This is a genomic window from Polaromonas sp. P1_F2, from assembly GCF_056405735.1.
In genome coordinates this window covers 537590-552360 of the sequence record NZ_JBFUBN010000001.1, presented here as the reverse complement: position 1 = coordinate 552360, position 14771 = coordinate 537590, and the positions used below count along the sequence as shown (strand labels likewise).

18 protein-coding genes are annotated in these 14771 nt (G+C 64.7%); 7 read left to right on the top strand and 11 right to left on the bottom strand.

Annotated features, from left to right (window positions below; genetic code table 11):
* Positions 1 to 151: 151 nt before the first annotated feature.
* Entirely contained in the window at positions 152 to 991 is an 840-nt protein-coding gene (locus AC1D0O_RS02740) for a hypothetical protein (RefSeq protein ID WP_477652013.1), read from the top strand.
* 11 nt (positions 992 to 1002) lie between these two features.
* Here the strand turns inward: AC1D0O_RS02740 and AC1D0O_RS02735 are convergent, their stop codons facing one another.
* Complete coding sequence (locus AC1D0O_RS02735) at positions 1003 to 1494, bottom strand: hypothetical protein (RefSeq protein WP_477652012.1); 492 nt, start codon at positions 1492 to 1494, stop codon at positions 1003 to 1005.
* A 239-nt stretch (positions 1495 to 1733) separates the two neighbouring features.
* On the opposite strand from AC1D0O_RS02735, the gene AC1D0O_RS02730 reads away from it, so the two are divergent.
* Entirely contained in the window at positions 1734 to 2639 is a 906-nt protein-coding gene (locus AC1D0O_RS02730) for a DMT family transporter (protein WP_477652011.1), read from the top strand.
* A 16-nt stretch (positions 2640 to 2655) separates the two neighbouring features.
* Here AC1D0O_RS02730 and AC1D0O_RS02725 read toward each other — a convergent pair whose 3' ends face one another.
* Positions 2656 to 3603: a CoA transferase gene (locus tag AC1D0O_RS02725; protein WP_477652010.1), complete on the bottom strand. Its 948-nt coding sequence runs from the start codon at positions 3601 to 3603 to the stop codon at positions 2656 to 2658.
* Positions 3604 to 3812: 209 nt separating this feature from the next.
* On the opposite strand from AC1D0O_RS02725, the gene AC1D0O_RS02720 reads away from it, so the two are divergent.
* The 4 genes from AC1D0O_RS02720 to AC1D0O_RS02705 are packed head-to-tail and all read left to right on the top strand — an operon-like array spanning position 3813 to position 5232.
* The gene (locus tag AC1D0O_RS02720; protein ID WP_477652009.1) at positions 3813 to 4382 is read left to right on the top strand and encodes a DUF2975 domain-containing protein; all 570 of its coding nucleotides are present in this window, start codon (positions 3813 to 3815) and stop codon (positions 4380 to 4382) included.
* Between the two features lie 27 nt (positions 4383 to 4409).
* Positions 4410 to 4625, top strand: a complete 216-nt coding sequence (locus AC1D0O_RS02715) for a helix-turn-helix domain-containing protein (protein ID WP_477652008.1) — start codon at positions 4410 to 4412, stop codon at positions 4623 to 4625.
* Between the two features lie 21 nt (positions 4626 to 4646).
* Positions 4647 to 4859: a hypothetical protein gene (locus tag AC1D0O_RS02710; RefSeq protein ID WP_477652007.1), complete on the top strand. Its 213-nt coding sequence runs from the start codon at positions 4647 to 4649 to the stop codon at positions 4857 to 4859.
* Positions 4860 to 4902: 43 nt separating this feature from the next.
* The gene (locus AC1D0O_RS02705) at positions 4903 to 5232 is read left to right on the top strand and encodes a TfoX/Sxy family protein (RefSeq protein ID WP_477652006.1); all 330 of its coding nucleotides are present in this window, start codon (positions 4903 to 4905) and stop codon (positions 5230 to 5232) included.
* A gap of 26 nt (positions 5233 to 5258) precedes the next feature.
* Here AC1D0O_RS02705 and pobA read toward each other — a convergent pair whose 3' ends face one another.
* Positions 5259 to 6428: a 4-hydroxybenzoate 3-monooxygenase gene (gene pobA / locus AC1D0O_RS02700; RefSeq protein WP_477652005.1), complete on the bottom strand. Its 1170-nt coding sequence runs from the start codon at positions 6426 to 6428 to the stop codon at positions 5259 to 5261.
* A 113-nt stretch (positions 6429 to 6541) separates the two neighbouring features.
* On the opposite strand from pobA, the gene AC1D0O_RS02695 reads away from it, so the two are divergent.
* Positions 6542 to 7384 (top strand): IclR family transcriptional regulator domain-containing protein, encoded by an 843-nt coding sequence (locus AC1D0O_RS02695; RefSeq protein WP_477652004.1) that lies wholly within the window; start codon positions 6542 to 6544, stop codon positions 7382 to 7384.
* A gap of 7 nt (positions 7385 to 7391) precedes the next feature.
* On the opposite strand, the gene AC1D0O_RS02690 is transcribed toward AC1D0O_RS02695, so the two are convergent.
* The 8 genes from AC1D0O_RS02690 to AC1D0O_RS02655 all read right to left on the bottom strand — a co-directional run bounded on the left by AC1D0O_RS02690 (position 7392) and on the right by AC1D0O_RS02655 (position 14675).
* Positions 7392 to 8378, bottom strand: a complete 987-nt coding sequence (locus AC1D0O_RS02690; protein ID WP_477652003.1) for a Bug family tripartite tricarboxylate transporter substrate binding protein — start codon at positions 8376 to 8378, stop codon at positions 7392 to 7394.
* A 136-nt stretch (positions 8379 to 8514) separates the two neighbouring features.
* Positions 8515 to 9363 (bottom strand): DMT family transporter, encoded by an 849-nt coding sequence (locus tag AC1D0O_RS02685; protein ID WP_477652002.1) that lies wholly within the window; start codon positions 9361 to 9363, stop codon positions 8515 to 8517.
* A 27-nt stretch (positions 9364 to 9390) separates the two neighbouring features.
* On the bottom strand, positions 9391 to 10122 hold the full coding sequence (locus AC1D0O_RS02680; RefSeq protein WP_477652001.1) for an ABC transporter ATP-binding protein: 732 nt from the start codon (positions 10120 to 10122) through the stop codon (positions 9391 to 9393).
* Positions 10122 to 10871: an ABC transporter ATP-binding protein gene (locus AC1D0O_RS02675; RefSeq protein WP_477652000.1), complete on the bottom strand. Its 750-nt coding sequence runs from the start codon at positions 10869 to 10871 to the stop codon at positions 10122 to 10124. Before AC1D0O_RS02675 ends, AC1D0O_RS02680 begins: the two co-directional genes overlap by 1 nt.
* Positions 10864 to 11886 (bottom strand): branched-chain amino acid ABC transporter permease, encoded by a 1023-nt coding sequence (locus AC1D0O_RS02670; RefSeq protein WP_477651999.1) that lies wholly within the window; start codon positions 11884 to 11886, stop codon positions 10864 to 10866. Before AC1D0O_RS02670 ends, AC1D0O_RS02675 begins: the two co-directional genes overlap by 8 nt.
* Positions 11883 to 12746 (bottom strand): branched-chain amino acid ABC transporter permease, encoded by an 864-nt coding sequence (locus AC1D0O_RS02665; RefSeq protein ID WP_477651998.1) that lies wholly within the window; start codon positions 12744 to 12746, stop codon positions 11883 to 11885. Before AC1D0O_RS02665 ends, AC1D0O_RS02670 begins: the two co-directional genes overlap by 4 nt.
* 8 nt (positions 12747 to 12754) lie before the next feature.
* On the bottom strand, positions 12755 to 13381 hold the full coding sequence (locus tag AC1D0O_RS02660; RefSeq protein ID WP_477651997.1) for a LysE family translocator: 627 nt from the start codon (positions 13379 to 13381) through the stop codon (positions 12755 to 12757).
* A 106-nt stretch (positions 13382 to 13487) separates the two neighbouring features.
* Positions 13488 to 14675, bottom strand: coding sequence for an ABC transporter substrate-binding protein (locus AC1D0O_RS02655; RefSeq protein WP_477651996.1), 1188 nt, complete (start codon positions 14673 to 14675; stop codon positions 13488 to 13490).
* Positions 14676 to 14771: the final 96 nt, after the last annotated feature.

Sequence of the window (14771 nt, the reverse complement as noted above, 5' to 3'; positions counted from 1 at the left end):
ACGGGAGCTCTATGGCGGGTACTGAGTACCGCGCCCAGGCCGCCTGGTTGTCGGAGACAGGCGAGTTGCGGCCGGCTCTTTCTGGCAAGATGGACTGACCGCCCAGCAGCTTTCGCGTGGCACCGCTGCTATCCATCACACGGAGAGACCCATGCACATCGCACGCAGAGCCCTCTTGGCTTTCACTATGGCCGCTGTCATGGCCTGCGCCTGGCTGGCGCCCCTGGACGCGCCGGCCATGCGGCAGGTCGATGCCGGCCTCAAGCGCGCGCTGGTCAGTTTCGCGACGGCGCGCCTGCTCAATGCCGTGATCTCCGTCGCGCAGGGCACCGAAGCCTCGGTGCAGCCTTTCGGCGTGGGCGTAACCTTCACGCCCGGGCAAATCCTGGACCCGGTGAATGACCTGGTGGAGCAGTTCTCACACCTGATGCTGGCGGCCAGCGTCGCCTTCGGCATCCAGAAGGCGCTGATCAGCATAGGCGGCTACTGGCCGGTGTCGCTGGCCTTGAGCGCCGCGGCGCTGGGCTGGTGGTGGTTCCAGCTGCGCAGGTCGCGGGCGCCGCCCTGGCTGTCCAGGCTGCTGGTGATTTTGCTGATGCTGCGCTTTGCCGTGCCGGTGGTGACCCTGGGCAGCGACCTGCTGTGGCAAAAATTCCTGGCGGCCGACTACGCGGCCAGCCAGCAGTTGATAGACGGCGCGACGGGCCAGGCCGTTCAGCTCAACCCCGCCGCCGCGGCCGCGCCCGACAACCGCGGCCTGGTCGACAGCATGAAAGACTGGCTGGCGAAAAACGGCGACGTGGGCCGGCATTTCGAGAACCTCAAGCGCGCGGCAGAGCAGGCCACCGAGCACATCATCAAGCTCATCGTGATCTTTGTGCTGCAGACCCTGGTGATTCCATTGCTGCTGCTGTGGGCCCTGTATGCCTTTGTCAGGCAGGTGTTTGAGCGGCCGGCACCAAGGGGGTTTGTATCGACCGCCGTTCCTTGAGCCGCTGTTTTTTAGTCGGCAAGCGACCAGGGCTTGATGCTTCCGTGCTCGAATTCATCGAGCGCTTTTGCCACGGGGACGTTGTAGGTGAATTCGGCTGCGCGGCCTTGTGAGGCAAGCTGCTTCCAGCGCGCCGCATATCCTTCGACTCCGATGTTCATGCCTTGCTTGAATTCGTAGTTTTTCAGGCTTGCCTGCAACGCCGGCAAGGTAATGGCGATGGGCCCCAGCTTGTTTCGCTTCGTCTTGTCCGGCATGGTGATGATCATGTTGTTGACCAGCACAAACGCCACGGGCCCAACAGGTGTTGAGGCTTCGATGGCCAGGGTGGTCACGGAAATCGCGCCATCGCCCCGGTGCGTTTCGATCATCCAGGTCTGGCCCGCGGCAAGCGGCGGCGGCGGGCGCGGACTGCAAGCGGCCAGAGCAAGCGTTGATGCAACTACCGTGGCCGCAATGCAGGAGGCTAGGGTGAGGTGTTGCGGAGCGAGGCTTTTCATCATGCGAATGATCTTAGTCCAGGCGATGCGGGCCTGTTCGTCACCTTTTCGTTATCATCTCGCCCATGCAACTCCAGCTTTCTCCCCCCTCCGTCAGCCTGTGATGCACCCGGCTTGACGCCGGGCTGCGCCCTTTGGCCGTGCCAGTTCCAGCGGAACGGCGCGCGGCCTTGAGTTGACGCGCCTGCCTGCTTTTTTCGCGGCGACCCCGCCTGCGGCAGGCGCACGGACGGAGAATTTTCATGAAAACCCAAACATCGGCCACCCTGGCCTGGGGCGGTATCTTGCTTGCGGGCGTCTTGTGGGGCGTGGGTGCCCTGGTGGCCCAGTCTGTGATGGCCGGGGGCATGGCGCCCTACAGCCTGTCCCTGGCGCGCTTCGCGCTGGGCCTGCCGCTCCTGTGGTGGTGGCACTGGCGGCAGTTGCCGCTTGCGCCGCATACCGCCCAATGGCGGCAACTGCCGCGCCGCGGCCAGGCGCTGGTTGTGGGCACCGGCCTGGCCATGGCGCTGAACGTCACGAGCTGGTTCATCGCCATGGGCTACATCGGCGCGGCGCTGCCCACGGTGATCTCGATCTGCTGCGCGCCCGTCATGGTGGCGCTGCTGTCGGTGCTGCGTGCTTATGAGCGCGCCAGCGGCCGGCTGCTGCTGGCGCTGGGCCTGGCCTTGCTCGGCGTGGGCCTGATCGCCATGCCCGGCGAGGGCTTGAGCCTGCCGGCGCATTACGCGGCCGGCCTGGCCTGGTCGCTGGCTTCGGCCGGACTGTATTCGCTGGTGGTGCTGGGCAATGCGCGCATGCCCTCGCACATTCCCGCGGTCACGGCCTCGGCCTGGAGCATGAGCGCGGCCGCCTTGTTGATGCTGGTCATGGCCATCTCGCAAGGTGTGACCTGGCCGCAGCACACCACCGCCTGGCTGCAGGTGGCTTACACCGGCATTTTCACCACCTCGATTGCCTACCTGGCCTTTGCCTGGGGCGCGCGGCGCCTGTCGCCGACCGCGACGGTGATAGGCACACTGGTGGAGCCGCTGGTGGCCGCCGTCGCGGCGGCCTGGCTGTTTGCCGAACCGCTGAGCGCGCAGCAGGGCGTGGGCGCCTTGCTGCTGGGGGCGGCAATGGTGGTGCTGGCGCGGCGGGCTTCGTGAGTTCGCGCAGGGACGCTCAGGCCGCCAGCGTATGCAGCGGAATGTCCTTCTCCACGGCCAGCGCGTCCAGTTCCTTGCGTGTCTTGCCTCTGAGCCAGGTTTCAATCGCCGCATGCGTGGCCGATGCGAACATGGCCTTCATGCCCGAGGCCTGGACGCCGGCGGCGGCGCACAGGCTGGCCGCGAAGTGCGGCTCCAGCGCCGCCAGCGCGACGCGGCCGTCCTTGCAGGGGTAGAGGCGGTAGCCCGCATGGCCGCCGCCTACGGCCGCGCCGGGTTGCGTCAGGCCCCAACTGCGCGGCAGGGCCAGGTAGCCGGCCGCGGCGGAAAGGGCGACTTCAAGGTACGCGCCTTTGCTCTTGCTCCGCTGGTGCATCACGGCTTGCAGCACGGCTTCGCTGGCCATCAGCGAGCCGCCCATGTCGGCGTACAGCGTGGCGGGCAAGTCCTGCCCGGTGACCAGGTCGTTCTCGGCCAGGTAGGTGAGGTCATGGCCCGGTTCTTCGGCGCGCTCGCCCGGGCTGCCGACGATGGCGACCTGGCTTAACTGCGGGTACTGTTTGTGCAGGGCCTTCCAGGTCAGCCCGAGTTTGATCAGGGCCGAGGGCCGGAAGGAGGTGAGCAGCACGTCGGCTTTTGCGAGTTCGCGGTGCAGCAAGGCCTGGCCGCGTTCAGTTTTGAGGTCGGCCGTGCTGATGCGCACGCCAGCATGCAGCTCGGCGTAAGCCTTCGGGTTGTAGAGCTTCATCGGGTCGCCCGAGGCGTTGGCTGGCGCGCCTGCAGGTGCAGGCGGCTCAAGTTTCACGCAGCTCGCGCCCATTTGCCGGCATCGCATCAGCGCCGCCGGGCCGGGCAGGTTGAGCGCCAGGCTTACGACGCGCACGCCTTTGAGCGGCTGGATGGGGGAGGGCGAGGAGGGCGAGGAGGGAGTTTTGCGGGCGGCGAGTGATTTGGAAGTGGGCATTGAATGAGGTGGAGAAGCGTGAAGAGAAGGCCAGCCCGGCTCGCCGGCGTGCAGGCAATTTACCCCAAACCCTTGCTGGCGGTAGCGCGGGTTGTCGCTAAAGTGCCCAAAATTGTTCACATAATTTCTGTTTTAGAGATATTAATTATTGTTTTACAGTAATTATTCTGAGACACTGAAGCCCTCTTAACAAGGCAACAGGTGCTCCCTTGAAACACACAGCAACTCCCCTGGCCGCGTCCGGGCCCGATGTGCAGGGCATCAGCAGCGTGCTGGCCTGGGCCTGCGCCTTGCTCGCGGTGGCGCTGCCGCTGGCAGTCGCCTACCACCTGCTGAGCACGCCGGTGGACAGCCTGCTGGTGCGCGCGGGCCTCTCGCTGCAGGCGGCGCAGGCCGCCGCCATGGACATCACGCTGGGGCAAAAATGCCTGGCCGCGCTGCTGGGGGTGCTGCCGGTGTGCTGTGCGTCCTACGGGCTGGTGTGTGCGATGCGTTGCTTCTCGGGGTTTTCGCAGGCCGAGTATTTCAGCCTGCGCACCGTCAAATACCTGCGCGGTTTTGCCGCCGGCATTTTTGCGTCGGTGGTCACTGGTGTGCTGGCGTCCACGCTGGTCACGGTGGTGCTGACCCTGGGGGCGCCGGCCGGGCAGCGCGCGCTGTCGCTGGGGTTGGGCAGCAACGAGTTGCTGACCCTGCTGTTCGCCGGCATGGTGTGGCAGATCGCCGCCGTGATGGCACGTGCCGTGGCCTTGGCCGAAGAGAACGCGCAGTTCGTCTGATTTTTCCGCTTTCTCACGTTTCCGCGCATGCCCATCGTTGTCAAACTCGATGTGATGCTTTCCGAACGCAAGGCCAGGTCCAAAGACCTGGCCGCCTACGTCGGCATCACCGAAGCCAACCTCTCCCTGCTCAAGCAGGGGAAGGTCAAGGGCGTGCGCTTTGACACGCTGATGCGTATTTGCGAATTTCTCGATTGCCAGCCCGGGGACCTGCTGGTTTCCCGGCCGGACGATACCGCTTGATTTACTGTTCAGGAACTTCCCATGAAACGTCTTGCCATCGCCGCGGCCCTGGCCGCTTTGCTCAGCGCCTGCGCTGATATCAACTGGGAGCAGACCGCGAAGGAGTCCGTCAAGTCGGCCTGCCGTGGATCCAGCAACTGCAGCATCCCCTGTGACCGCAACAACCCGGCCACTTTCAACGACCCGCAGTGCATCGCGGGCGGCAGGCGTCCATCCCCACAATGGCTGTCATGAAATCAAGACAAAAAGTTTCTGCAGCAGCAGCGGAGCGGACTGCATGAGCGCAAATGCCGAATTCGTCGCCTATGTGCGTGAACTGCTGGCGCCGCTGGGAGACATCCGCGATGGCAAGTTCTTTGGCGGCCACGCGATGAAGCACGGCGGAAACCAGTTCGCCATGATCATGGGCAACACGCTGTACTTTCGGGTGGACGAAGCTTCGCGCGCCGCATACGAGAAGAAGGGCTCCAAGCCCTTCAGCTACTCCACCAAAAACGGTGTGGTCCAGGTGCGCAAGTACTACGCCGCGCCTGCCGAATTGCTCGACGACCCGGGGCAGTTGCTGGTCTGGGCCCGGCAGGCCATCGGTGCGGCGGGAACAGCCTGACTCACACCAGGCAAAAAAAGGTGAACTTAAAGCGGCAGGCCCACATAGTTTTCGGCCAGGGCCGTTGAGGCCGCCGGCGAATGGATCAGGTAGTCCAGCTCCGCCTCCTGCAGCTTGTGGCCGAACTCCCCGCCATCGGGGAACTGGTGCATCAGCGAGGTGAACCACCAGGAAAAGCGCACAGCCTTCCAGACGCGGTGCAAACAGGTCTCTGAATAGCGGTCTATGCCGGACTCGTCGCCGGCGTAAAAACCAGCCAGCGCGCGGGCCAGGTAACGCACGTCGCTGGCCGCCAGGTTCAGCCCCTTGGCACCCGTGGGCGGCACAATGTGGGCGGCGTCGCCAGCGAGGAACAGCCGGCCGAAGCGCAGGGGCTCGGCGACAAAGCTGCGCAGCGGGGCGATGCTTTTTTCGATCGATGGCCCGGTCACCAGGCTTTCGGCGAGCTCGGGCGCCAGGCGGCGGCGCAGTTCGTCCCAGAAGGCGTCGTCGCTCCAGCGCTCGGCCTTGTCATCCAGCGCGCACTGCACGTAGTAGCGGCTGCGCGTGTGGCTGCGCATGCTGCACAGGGCGAAGCCGCGCGCATGGTTGCTGTAGACCAGCTCGTCGGCCACGGGCGGTGTCTCCGACAGCACACCCAGCCAGCCGAAGGGGTAGACGCGCTCAAAGGTCTGCATCGCACCGGATGGCACGCTGGCGCGGCTCACGCCGTGAAAGCCGTCGCAGCCGGCGATGAAATCGCATTCGACCTCGTGCGCCACGCCGTGCTGCACGTAGCGCACCTTGGGACGCGTGCCGTCGAAGTCATGCAGGCTGACGTTTTCGGCTTCGTAGGCGGTGGCCAGGCCCGCCGCGGCGCGCGCGTTCATGAGGTCGCGCGTCACCTCGGTCTGGCCGTATACCATGACACTTTTGCCGCCTGTGAGCTGCTGCAGGTCGATGCGGTGGTGGTCGCCGCCGAAGCTCAGCGAAATGCCGCCGTGCACCAGGCCTTCGGCATGCATGCGGCTACCCACACCGACTTCGTCGAGCAGGTCGGTCGTGCCTTGTTCGAGCACGCCCGCGCGTATGCGGCCCAGCACATAGTCCTGGCTGCGCTGCTCGATCACGATGGCGCTGATTCCGGCCTTGTAAAGCAACTGGCCGAGCAAATGCCCGGCGGGGCCGCCGCCCACGATGGCAACCTGTACACGCATGTCTGTCTCCCATAAATCCTGTTGGCCTCAAGGGTAGGGCGCGCGACTTCGGATCGCCAGTGGCGGCAAGCGGCTTTGCACGATGTTTGGCCTGTTTGTGCGATGATCGCGCAATGGTCACGTCCCGAACCGCTTCAAAACCCGGCACCTTTGCGATTGCCAAAGCCGACATGATTGAAGGCATGGCCAAGGGCATGGCGGTGCTGGAAAGCTTCGATACGCAGCGCCAGCGCCTCAATGCCACGCTGGCAGCCGAGCGCGCCGGCATCACCCGCGCGGCGGCGCGCCGCCATCTGCTCACGCTCACGCACTTGGGTTACCTGGAAACCGATGGCAGCTATTTCTGGCTGGCGCCCAAGGTGCTGCGGTTTTCCGGCAGCTACCTTGCGACGGCACGCCTGCCGCGCGCCATCCAGCCCGCGCTGAACCGGCTGGCCGCGCAGGCGCAGGAGTCGTTTTCGGTCGCGGTGCTGGACGGCGACGAGATCGTCATCATCGGGCGCAGCGGCTTTGAATGGAAAACCTCAGGCGACCCAAAGGCAGCGCCGGCCCGCGTGCTGGCTTACGGCCTGCACCTGGGCGCGCGCCTGCCGGCGCATGCCACTTCCACCGGCCGCATCTTGCTGGCCGCCAAGACCAAGAGCGAATTCAGCGCCTGGCTCAAGGCAAAAACCGAAACCGGCAACCTGGCGCGGCTGACCTTGCACACGACCACCGACCCGCGCAAGCTCAAGGCCCTGGTCGAGCAGGTGAGGCTGGATGATTTTTGCCTGGCCAGCGAGGAGCATGAGCTGGGTGTGCACGCGCTGGCCGTGCCGCTGCGCGACATGCAGGGCCGCACGGTGGCCGCGCTCAACGTGGTGTCCTCGCCGCAGCGCCTGCGCGTGGAGGTGCTGCAGCGCGAGCTGCTGCCTTTGCTGCTGGATGCTGCGCGGGAATTGCGCTCCCTGCTTTAGCCTAGCCTTATTGCGGCACCAGCCCGGCCGCTTTCACGAGGTCAGCATGGATACGGATCTCTTCCGAGATCACCTGACCCAGGGGTTTGCTTTCGTCGACCGCCGGCTCCATGCCTATTTCAATGAACCTGTTTTTGGCATCGCCGCGAAGCATGGTCTTCACGGACTTGCCGAGGCTGTCCAGGATGGGCTGGGGCGTTTTGGCGGGTGCCAGCAAGGCGATCCAGGCCGACAGCACCACGTTGTTCACGCCGCCTTCTTTCAGCGTCGGAATTTCCGGCGCCGAAATGGCGCGCTTCTCACTGAGCACGCCCACCGGATGCAGCTTGCCGGACTTGATGTGCGGCAGCGCTTCCGGCAGCGGGGCGAAGGCCATGTCCACTACGCCGCCTATGAGGTCGGTAATCGCCGGTGCACCGCCCTTGTACGGGATGTGCAGCAGTTTCACGCCGGTCCGGCTTTCAAACATCAGGCCGGCCAGGTGTTGCGGGCTGCCATCGCCCGAGGAAGCATAGGTCAGCTTGCCGGGGTTGGCTTTGGCCGCCGCCAGCACGTCGGCCGGGGTGGCGTATTTCGCCTTGTCGTGCACCACCAGCACCATGGCCTGGTTGACCAGCTTGGTCACGGGCACAAAGTCGGTTTCGGGGTTGTAGGGGAGCGTCTTGAAGATGCTCTTGTTCGTGGTCAGGAAGGATGCCGGCGACACCATGAGGGTGTAGCCGTCCGGTGGCGCTTTTGCAACCACCGGTACGCCGATCTGGCCGGATCCGCCTGCCCGGTTGTCCACCACAAAAGGCTGGCCCAGGTCGGACGTCAACTGCTGGCTGATCTGCCGCGCCACCATGTCCACGCTGCCGCCCGCCGGCAACGCGACGATGACCTTGACCGGCCGGCTGGGGTAGACGTCCTGTGCCGAAGACAGTGTGGCGAACAGGCTGGACGCAGCGCAGAGGGCCGCCAGGAAAGATCGACGGATAGCAGGGGTAGAAGGCATGGCTTGCTTTCAGAGGGAGATAGGGATTTCATGCCTGTCGTCGGCGCACTGGTGCGTGCCCCGGACCGGACAGAAAAATCGGAGCAAGTTGTGTACCAGCCCCGCCTGACGCGGCGCGGGAATTGCGTGCCTTGCTTTAGCTTTTGGGCGGCGAAGGGCGCACGGCCAGCGCGACGCCGCCCAGAATGGCCGCGCAGCAGGCGGCGAGCGCCCAGCCCAGCGGCTCCCCCAGAAAGGCGATACCGCCCAGCGCGGTGATGGCCGGCACTAACAGTTGTACCGAGGCCGCCGTAGTGGCGGGAAGCCGCTTTACCGCCGCGTACCAGACGATGTAACCCATACCGGAAGTGAGCGCGCCGGAGGTCACGGCATATGCCGCCCCGCGCATATCCCAGATCAGCTGCGGGAACATCAAGCCGGCCAACAACAGCGCTGGCGGCGTGGCGCGCAGGAAGTTTCCGGCGGTGGCCCGCGTCGCGTCACCGGCGTGTTTTCCGCGCAGCGAATACACCGCCCAGGCGATGCCGGCCAGCAACATCAACATGGCCGACGGCAAGCTTGGGGCGGCGACGCCCGGCAGCAACAATGCCATGAGGCCCACAACGGCGATTGCCAGGCCGGCGCTTTGCCTGGCGCCCAGCCGCTCGCCGCGGGCCAGCCCGGTGCCCAGCATCGTGAGCTGCACCGAGCCGAACAGCAGCAGGGCACCCGTGGCCGCCGGCAGGCTTACGTAGGCCAGCGAGAATGCGGCCGCGTAGACGAACAGCGCCCCGGCCGACGGCCAGTTGCCGGTCGCCGTGACACCACGCCGCCACATGAAAAGCCAGAGCACCAGCGCACCCGAAGCGATGCGAAGGGCCGTGAAGCTGGCCGCGTCAATCGGCGTGCTGCGAAGTGCGAGGCGGCACAGGAGCGAGTTGCCCGCAAAGGCGAGCATGGCCAGCACGGTGAGGCTCAGTGTCGAGGTGGCCGGTGATATCTTCATGGTTGCCGCTCCCTGGCAACTCCCGGCTCATACGCCCAGGTACTGCGCCAGCAACTCGGGCTTGGCATGCAGTTCGGGGGAACTGCCTTCAAACACGACCTGGCCCTTGACCAGGATCACGTTACGGTCGGTGATCTGGGTCACGTGCTTCCAGTTCTTGTCGACGATCACGCTGCTGATGCCGGTTTCGCGGATCAGGCCGCAGATGCGCCAGATGTCGCGCGCGATCAGCGGCGCCAGGCCTTCGGTGGCCTCGTCGAGGATCAGCACGTCCGGATTGGTCATGAGCGCGCGGCCAATGGTCAGCATCTGCTGTTCGCCGCCCGAGAGCTGCTGGCCGCCGTGGTTCAAGCGCTCTTTCAAACGCGGGAAGGTCTCGAGCACGCGCTCGTAGGTCCAGTCACGCTGGCCCTGGGTGCCGGCGCGTGCCGCCATCTTGAGGTTCTCGGTCACGCTGAGGTTGCCGAAGATGCCGCGGCCTTCGGGCACGTAGGCAATGCCGAGGCGGGCGATTTCGTAGGGAGGCGCGCCCGTCATCGGCCTGCCGTTGATCGCGACCGAGCCCGAGCGCGGTTTGACCAGGCCCATGATGCTTTTGAGCAAGGTGCTCTTGCCCATGCCGTTGCGGCCCATGAGGCCAATCGTCTCGCCGCGGGCGACGTGAAAGTCAATGCCGCGCAGCACGTGGCTTGCGCCGTAGTAGGTGTTGATGTCCTGGGCGCCGATCAGGATGTCGATCTGTTTCTCGGGGGCGTTCATCAGTGTTCCTCGCCTAAATACGCTGCCTGCACACCGGCATCGGCCCTTATCTGCGCGGGCGTTCCGCTGGCGATCACCTGGCCGTTGACCATCACGGTGAGCTTGTCGGCCAGCGTGAACACCGCGTCCATGTCGTGCTCGACCAGCAGGATGCCGTGGTTTTTCTTGATGGCCAGCAGCAGGGCGACCATGCGCTCGGCCTCGGCCACGCCCATGCCGGCCAGCGGTTCATCGAGCAGCAGCACCTGCGGTTCGGTGGCCAGCGTCATGGCGATTTCAAGCTGGCGCTGCTCGCCGTGGCTGATGGTGCCGGCGATGCTGTGCTTGCGGTTTTGCAGTCCGGCCAGTTCCAGCGCTTGTTCGGCACGGGTATTGACCGCCGCGAAGTCGGTGGCGCGCTTGAGCCAGTGGGCGGCATGCGGCGCACGCGACTGTGAGGCCAGCCTGACGTTTTCCCAGACGCTGAAAGGCAAAAAGATATTGGTCTTCTGGTAGCTGCGGCCCAGGCCCTTGCCCGAGATTTTCTCGGGGGTCCAGCCGGTCACGTCATGGCCGCCCAGCGTCACCGTGCCCGATGTCGGCGGCAGGTCGCCTGACAACAGGTTCGTCAAGGTGGACTTGCCGGCGCCGTTGGGGCCTATGACCGCGTGGATGTGGTTGCGCCAGAGGTCGACCGACACATCGTTGACCGCAGCCAGCCCACCGAAGCGCTTGGTGAGGTTTTTTGCACTGAGCAGGACTTCACTCATGGCCGGCCTCCGCCTTGGCTTTGCGCTGGGTGAATTTTTCAACCAGGCCCAGGATGCCGCGCGGCGCGAAAACCACCAGCAGCACGATGAAGAGGCCCATCCACAGCTGCCAGTGTTTGCCGAGGTTGACGCTGCCGATCTGCGGCAGGTCCTTGAAGACGTGCAGCAGATATTCAAACGCGAAGGCGCCGACGATGGCCCCCGCGAAATTGCCCATGCCGCCCAGGATGACCATCATGATGGCGTGCGCGCTCATGTGAAAGCCCATGAGCTCGGGGTTGATGTAGCCGGTCTGCGTGCCCCACAGGTAGCCGGCCAGGCCCGCGAGCGCGCCGGCCAGCGTAAAGGCCGAGAGCTTGTAGCCGAAGGTGCCGAAGCCCATGGCGCGCATGCGGTGTTCGTTGACGCGTATGCCGGCCAGCGTGCGGCCGAAGGGACTCCAGAGCAGGCGGCGCAAGAAGGCGTAGACCCCCAGCATCGCGCCCAGCGTGAAGTAGTACAGCGTGAGCTTGCTGTCCAGGTCGAAGGGCACCCAGCCGAAGACGGCGGCGCTGGGCTTGAAGTTGACATAAAGCCCGTCGGAGCCGCCCAGGGCCTTGTTGTCGAAGAAGAGGTAGAACACCATCTGCGCAAACGCCATGGTGACCATGATGAAGTAGATGCCGTGGGTGCGCACCACAAAGAAGCCGATGATGAGCGCCGCCAGGCCGGAGGCCAGCACGGCCACCGGCAGCGTCCACCATAGGCTCACGGGTTCACCCGCGGGCGTCAGGAAAGCCAGCGCATAGCCGGCCAGGCCGAAGTAGGCCGCGTGGCCCAGCGACACCAGGCCGCTCACACCCTGCAGCAGGTCCAGGCTCATCGCGAAGATCGCCATGATCATCATGCGCGTGACCATCTGCGTGTAGAAGTCGGTACCGACGAAGGGGAAGGCGACCAGCGCGATCAGCCCCAGCCCCAACGCCACCTGCACGCCACGCGGCAGGATTTCGAGGTTTGCTTTTGCCGTGCTCATTGTTTAAAGAGTCCTTCTGGCTTCCACAAAAGGACAGCAGCCATCAACATATAGACCAGCATGCCGGCCATGGAAGGCAGCAGCACCTTGCCGAAGGTGTCGACCAGGCCGACCAGCAGCGCGGAAATCAACGCGCCGCGCACCGAGCCTATGCCGCCAATCACCACCACCACAAAACACATGATGAGCACTTGCGAACCCATGTTCGGGTAGACGCTGGCGACCGGCGCGGCGATCATGCCGGCCACGGCCGCCAGGCCCACGCCCAGCGCGAACACCACGGCATGGATCAGCTTGATGTTGATGCCCAGCGATTCGGCCATGTCGCGGTTGAAGGCGCCGGCGCGTATTTTCATGCCCAGGCGCGTGCGCGAAATCATCCAGTAGAGGCCCAGCGCCAGCGCGATGCAGACGCCCGACATGAAGAGGCGGTAGACCGGGTAGGAAAGGTTGTCGGTCAGCGGCACCGAGGCGCTCAGCAGCTCTGGAATCGTGACGCCGTGCACGTCGTCGCCCCAGAGGATGGAGCGCAGCTCTTCAAAGATATAGATCAGGCCGAAGGTCAGCAGCACCTGGTCCAGATGGTCGCGTTTGTAGAAATGGCGGAACAGCAGCCACTCCAGCGCCAGGCCGAAGATGACCGACAGCACCGCGCCGCCGAGGATGGCCAGCGTCAGGCTGCCCGTCAGCGTGCTGAGCGACCACGCCAGGTAGGCCCCCAGCATGTAGAAGCTGCCATGGGCCAGGTTGACGACACCCATGATGCCGAAGATCAACGTCAGGCCGGCGGCCAGCATGAACAGCAGCAGGCCGTACTGGACGCTGTTGAGCAGCTGGATAAGGAAGTTGGCGAGATCCATAAATCCGATTAGGTATGACGACGTGTAAAGAGAAGCAGGCTGCCCATGAGCGTGAACAGGCCTCCAGAGACGCGGTTGAACCAGCGCACGGCACGGCTGGAGCGTAGCAACGGCGCGATGCGCGATACACCCAGCGCGCAGCAGGTGAGCACCGTGAATTCGAAGGCCATGAAGGTCAGGGCGAGGATGGCGAACTGCGGCACAAAGGGCGCGGCCGGGTTCAGGAACTGCGGGAAGAAGGCCGCGAAAAACAGCACGGCCTTGGGGTTGCTGGCACCGACAAGAAAACCGCGCAGGAAGAACGAACGGCGCTGGGCCGGTGCTTCGCCGGCGGCGGGGTCAAAGACGGCCGCTTCGCTGCGGAAGGTCTTGATGCCTAGCCAGATCAGGTAGGCTGCACCAATCACCTTGGTCACGGTAAAGGCGGTTTCGGACGCCGCGAGCAAGGCCCCCAGGCCCATGGCCGACAGCAACATGACGCACAGCACCGCCGAGACGCTGCCGGCCACCGAGGTCATGGCTTTGCGTGGGCCGTGGTTGAGTGCATTCGTCATGCACATCAGCATGGTTGGGCCCGGCGTGAGGATCAGCAGGGCAACGGCTGCGACGTAGAGGAGGTAGGTGGTGAGCGTCATGAGCCTGAAGATAGCACCGGTAAGGACCCGTCAGCATGGTCCGTGCCAGCATGGTTCAAAAAAATGGGAGGCCTGAAGACCTCCCATTGCGCTGAAACTAAGGCGATCAGGCCATCTTGCAACCGGCGCCGGAGTCGGCCAGAGCTTTCGCTGCCACGCCTATGACCTTGTTTTCCTTGTTCTCGACCACGCGCAAATACATGTCCTGCACCGGATTGTGCGAAGGGCTCATCGTCCATTTGCCGCGCGGGCTGTCGATGACGGCGCCTTCCATAGCTTTGTAGAGGGCCGGCTTGCTGCTCAGGTCTCCCTTGACGGCGTTGGCGCCCTGGATCAGCAGCAGGCCGGTGTCGTAGCCTTGCACGGCGTAAACGTCGGGCTGCATCTTGAATGTCTTGGCGTAGCTGAGGCGGAACTGGCCGTTGCGCTGGGTCGGCAGCGAGTCGCTGTAGTGCATGGTCGTGATGATGCCGTTGGCCGCGGGGCCGGCGGCGTCGAGCACGCCTTCGGTCAGGAAGCCGGAACCGTACAGCGGGATTTTCTCCTTGAGGCCGGCGGCCGCATAGTCACGGATGAACTTGGCGGCGCCGCCGCCGGCGAAGAAGCAGGCCACGGCGTCAGGTTTGAGCGCGGCGATCTCGGTCAGCAGGGCCTGGAACTCGACCTGCGGGAAGGGCAGGCCCAGCTCCTTGACGATGGTGCCGCCCGCGGCGGTGTAGCTTTCCTTGAAGCCTTCAAACGCCTCGTCGCCCGCGGCGTATTTCCAGGTGATCCAGACGGCCTTCTTGTGGCCGCGGTCCACCATGGCCTTGCCCAGGGCGCGGGTCGGCTGCGAGTTGGTGAAGGAAGTGCGGAACACATTGGGCGCGCACAGGCTGCGCGTGGCGGCATGCACGCCGGCATTGGGGATCAGGCTCAGCACGCCGCTGTCGCGCGCGACTTTCTGGATGCCCATCTGCACGCCCGAGTGCACCGTGCCGACCAGCACGTCGACCTTGTCGCGCTGCACCAGCTTGTTGGCGTTTTCAATGCCCTTGGACGGCTCGGACTCGTCGTCGACCTTGAAGTATTCGATCTCGCGGCCGCCGAGCTTGCCGCCTTGCTCGTTGATGGCCATGCGAAAGCCGTTTTCAATGGCCACGCCGAGCTGGGCGAAGGTTCCGGTATAGGGCAACATGAAACCCACACGCACCTTGGCGGACTGCGCACGCACAATTTCGGGGAGCAAAAGGCCGGTGGAGGCGGCACCTATCATGGCGGCGCTGCGGGTCAGTATGAGACGGCGTGAGGTCATGGAATAGCTCCTGGTTGAGACTGAAAACAGTTAGACGAATAGTAAGCGTGCGTTGTGTGGGCGGCCCTAGTGTAAAACCCGAGATTGAGGGTTGAA

Excerpts from the sequence above, each read along its gene's own strand:
- AC1D0O_RS02740 (WP_477652013.1), top strand. The coding sequence starts at position 152 with ATGCACATCGCACGCAGAGCCCTCTTGGCTTTCACTATGGCCGCTGTC.
- AC1D0O_RS02735 (WP_477652012.1), bottom strand. The coding sequence starts at position 1,494 with ATGATGAAAAGCCTCGCTCCGCAACACCTCACCCTAGCCTCCTGCATT.
- AC1D0O_RS02730 (WP_477652011.1), top strand. The coding sequence starts at position 1,734 with ATGAAAACCCAAACATCGGCCACCCTGGCCTGGGGCGGTATCTTGCTT.
- AC1D0O_RS02725 (WP_477652010.1), bottom strand. The coding sequence starts at position 3,603 with ATGCCCACTTCCAAATCACTCGCCGCCCGCAAAACTCCCTCCTCGCCC.
- AC1D0O_RS02715 (WP_477652008.1), top strand. The coding sequence starts at position 4,410 with ATGCCCATCGTTGTCAAACTCGATGTGATGCTTTCCGAACGCAAGGCC.
- AC1D0O_RS02710 (WP_477652007.1), top strand. The coding sequence starts at position 4,647 with ATGAAACGTCTTGCCATCGCCGCGGCCCTGGCCGCTTTGCTCAGCGCC.
- AC1D0O_RS02705 (WP_477652006.1), top strand. The coding sequence starts at position 4,903 with ATGAGCGCAAATGCCGAATTCGTCGCCTATGTGCGTGAACTGCTGGCG.
- pobA (WP_477652005.1), bottom strand. The coding sequence starts at position 6,428 with ATGCGTGTACAGGTTGCCATCGTGGGCGGCGGCCCCGCCGGGCATTTG.
- AC1D0O_RS02695 (WP_477652004.1), top strand. The coding sequence starts at position 6,542 with ATGGTCACGTCCCGAACCGCTTCAAAACCCGGCACCTTTGCGATTGCC.
- AC1D0O_RS02690 (WP_477652003.1), bottom strand. The coding sequence starts at position 8,378 with ATGCCTTCTACCCCTGCTATCCGTCGATCTTTCCTGGCGGCCCTCTGC.
- AC1D0O_RS02685 (WP_477652002.1), bottom strand. The coding sequence starts at position 9,363 with ATGAAGATATCACCGGCCACCTCGACACTGAGCCTCACCGTGCTGGCC.
- AC1D0O_RS02680 (WP_477652001.1), bottom strand. The coding sequence starts at position 10,122 with ATGAACGCCCCCGAGAAACAGATCGACATCCTGATCGGCGCCCAGGAC.
- AC1D0O_RS02675 (WP_477652000.1), bottom strand. The coding sequence starts at position 10,871 with ATGAGTGAAGTCCTGCTCAGTGCAAAAAACCTCACCAAGCGCTTCGGT.
- AC1D0O_RS02670 (WP_477651999.1), bottom strand. The coding sequence starts at position 11,886 with ATGAGCACGGCAAAAGCAAACCTCGAAATCCTGCCGCGTGGCGTGCAG.
- AC1D0O_RS02665 (WP_477651998.1), bottom strand. The coding sequence starts at position 12,746 with ATGGATCTCGCCAACTTCCTTATCCAGCTGCTCAACAGCGTCCAGTAC.
- AC1D0O_RS02660 (WP_477651997.1), bottom strand. The coding sequence starts at position 13,381 with ATGACGCTCACCACCTACCTCCTCTACGTCGCAGCCGTTGCCCTGCTG.
- AC1D0O_RS02655 (WP_477651996.1), bottom strand. The coding sequence starts at position 14,675 with ATGACCTCACGCCGTCTCATACTGACCCGCAGCGCCGCCATGATAGGT.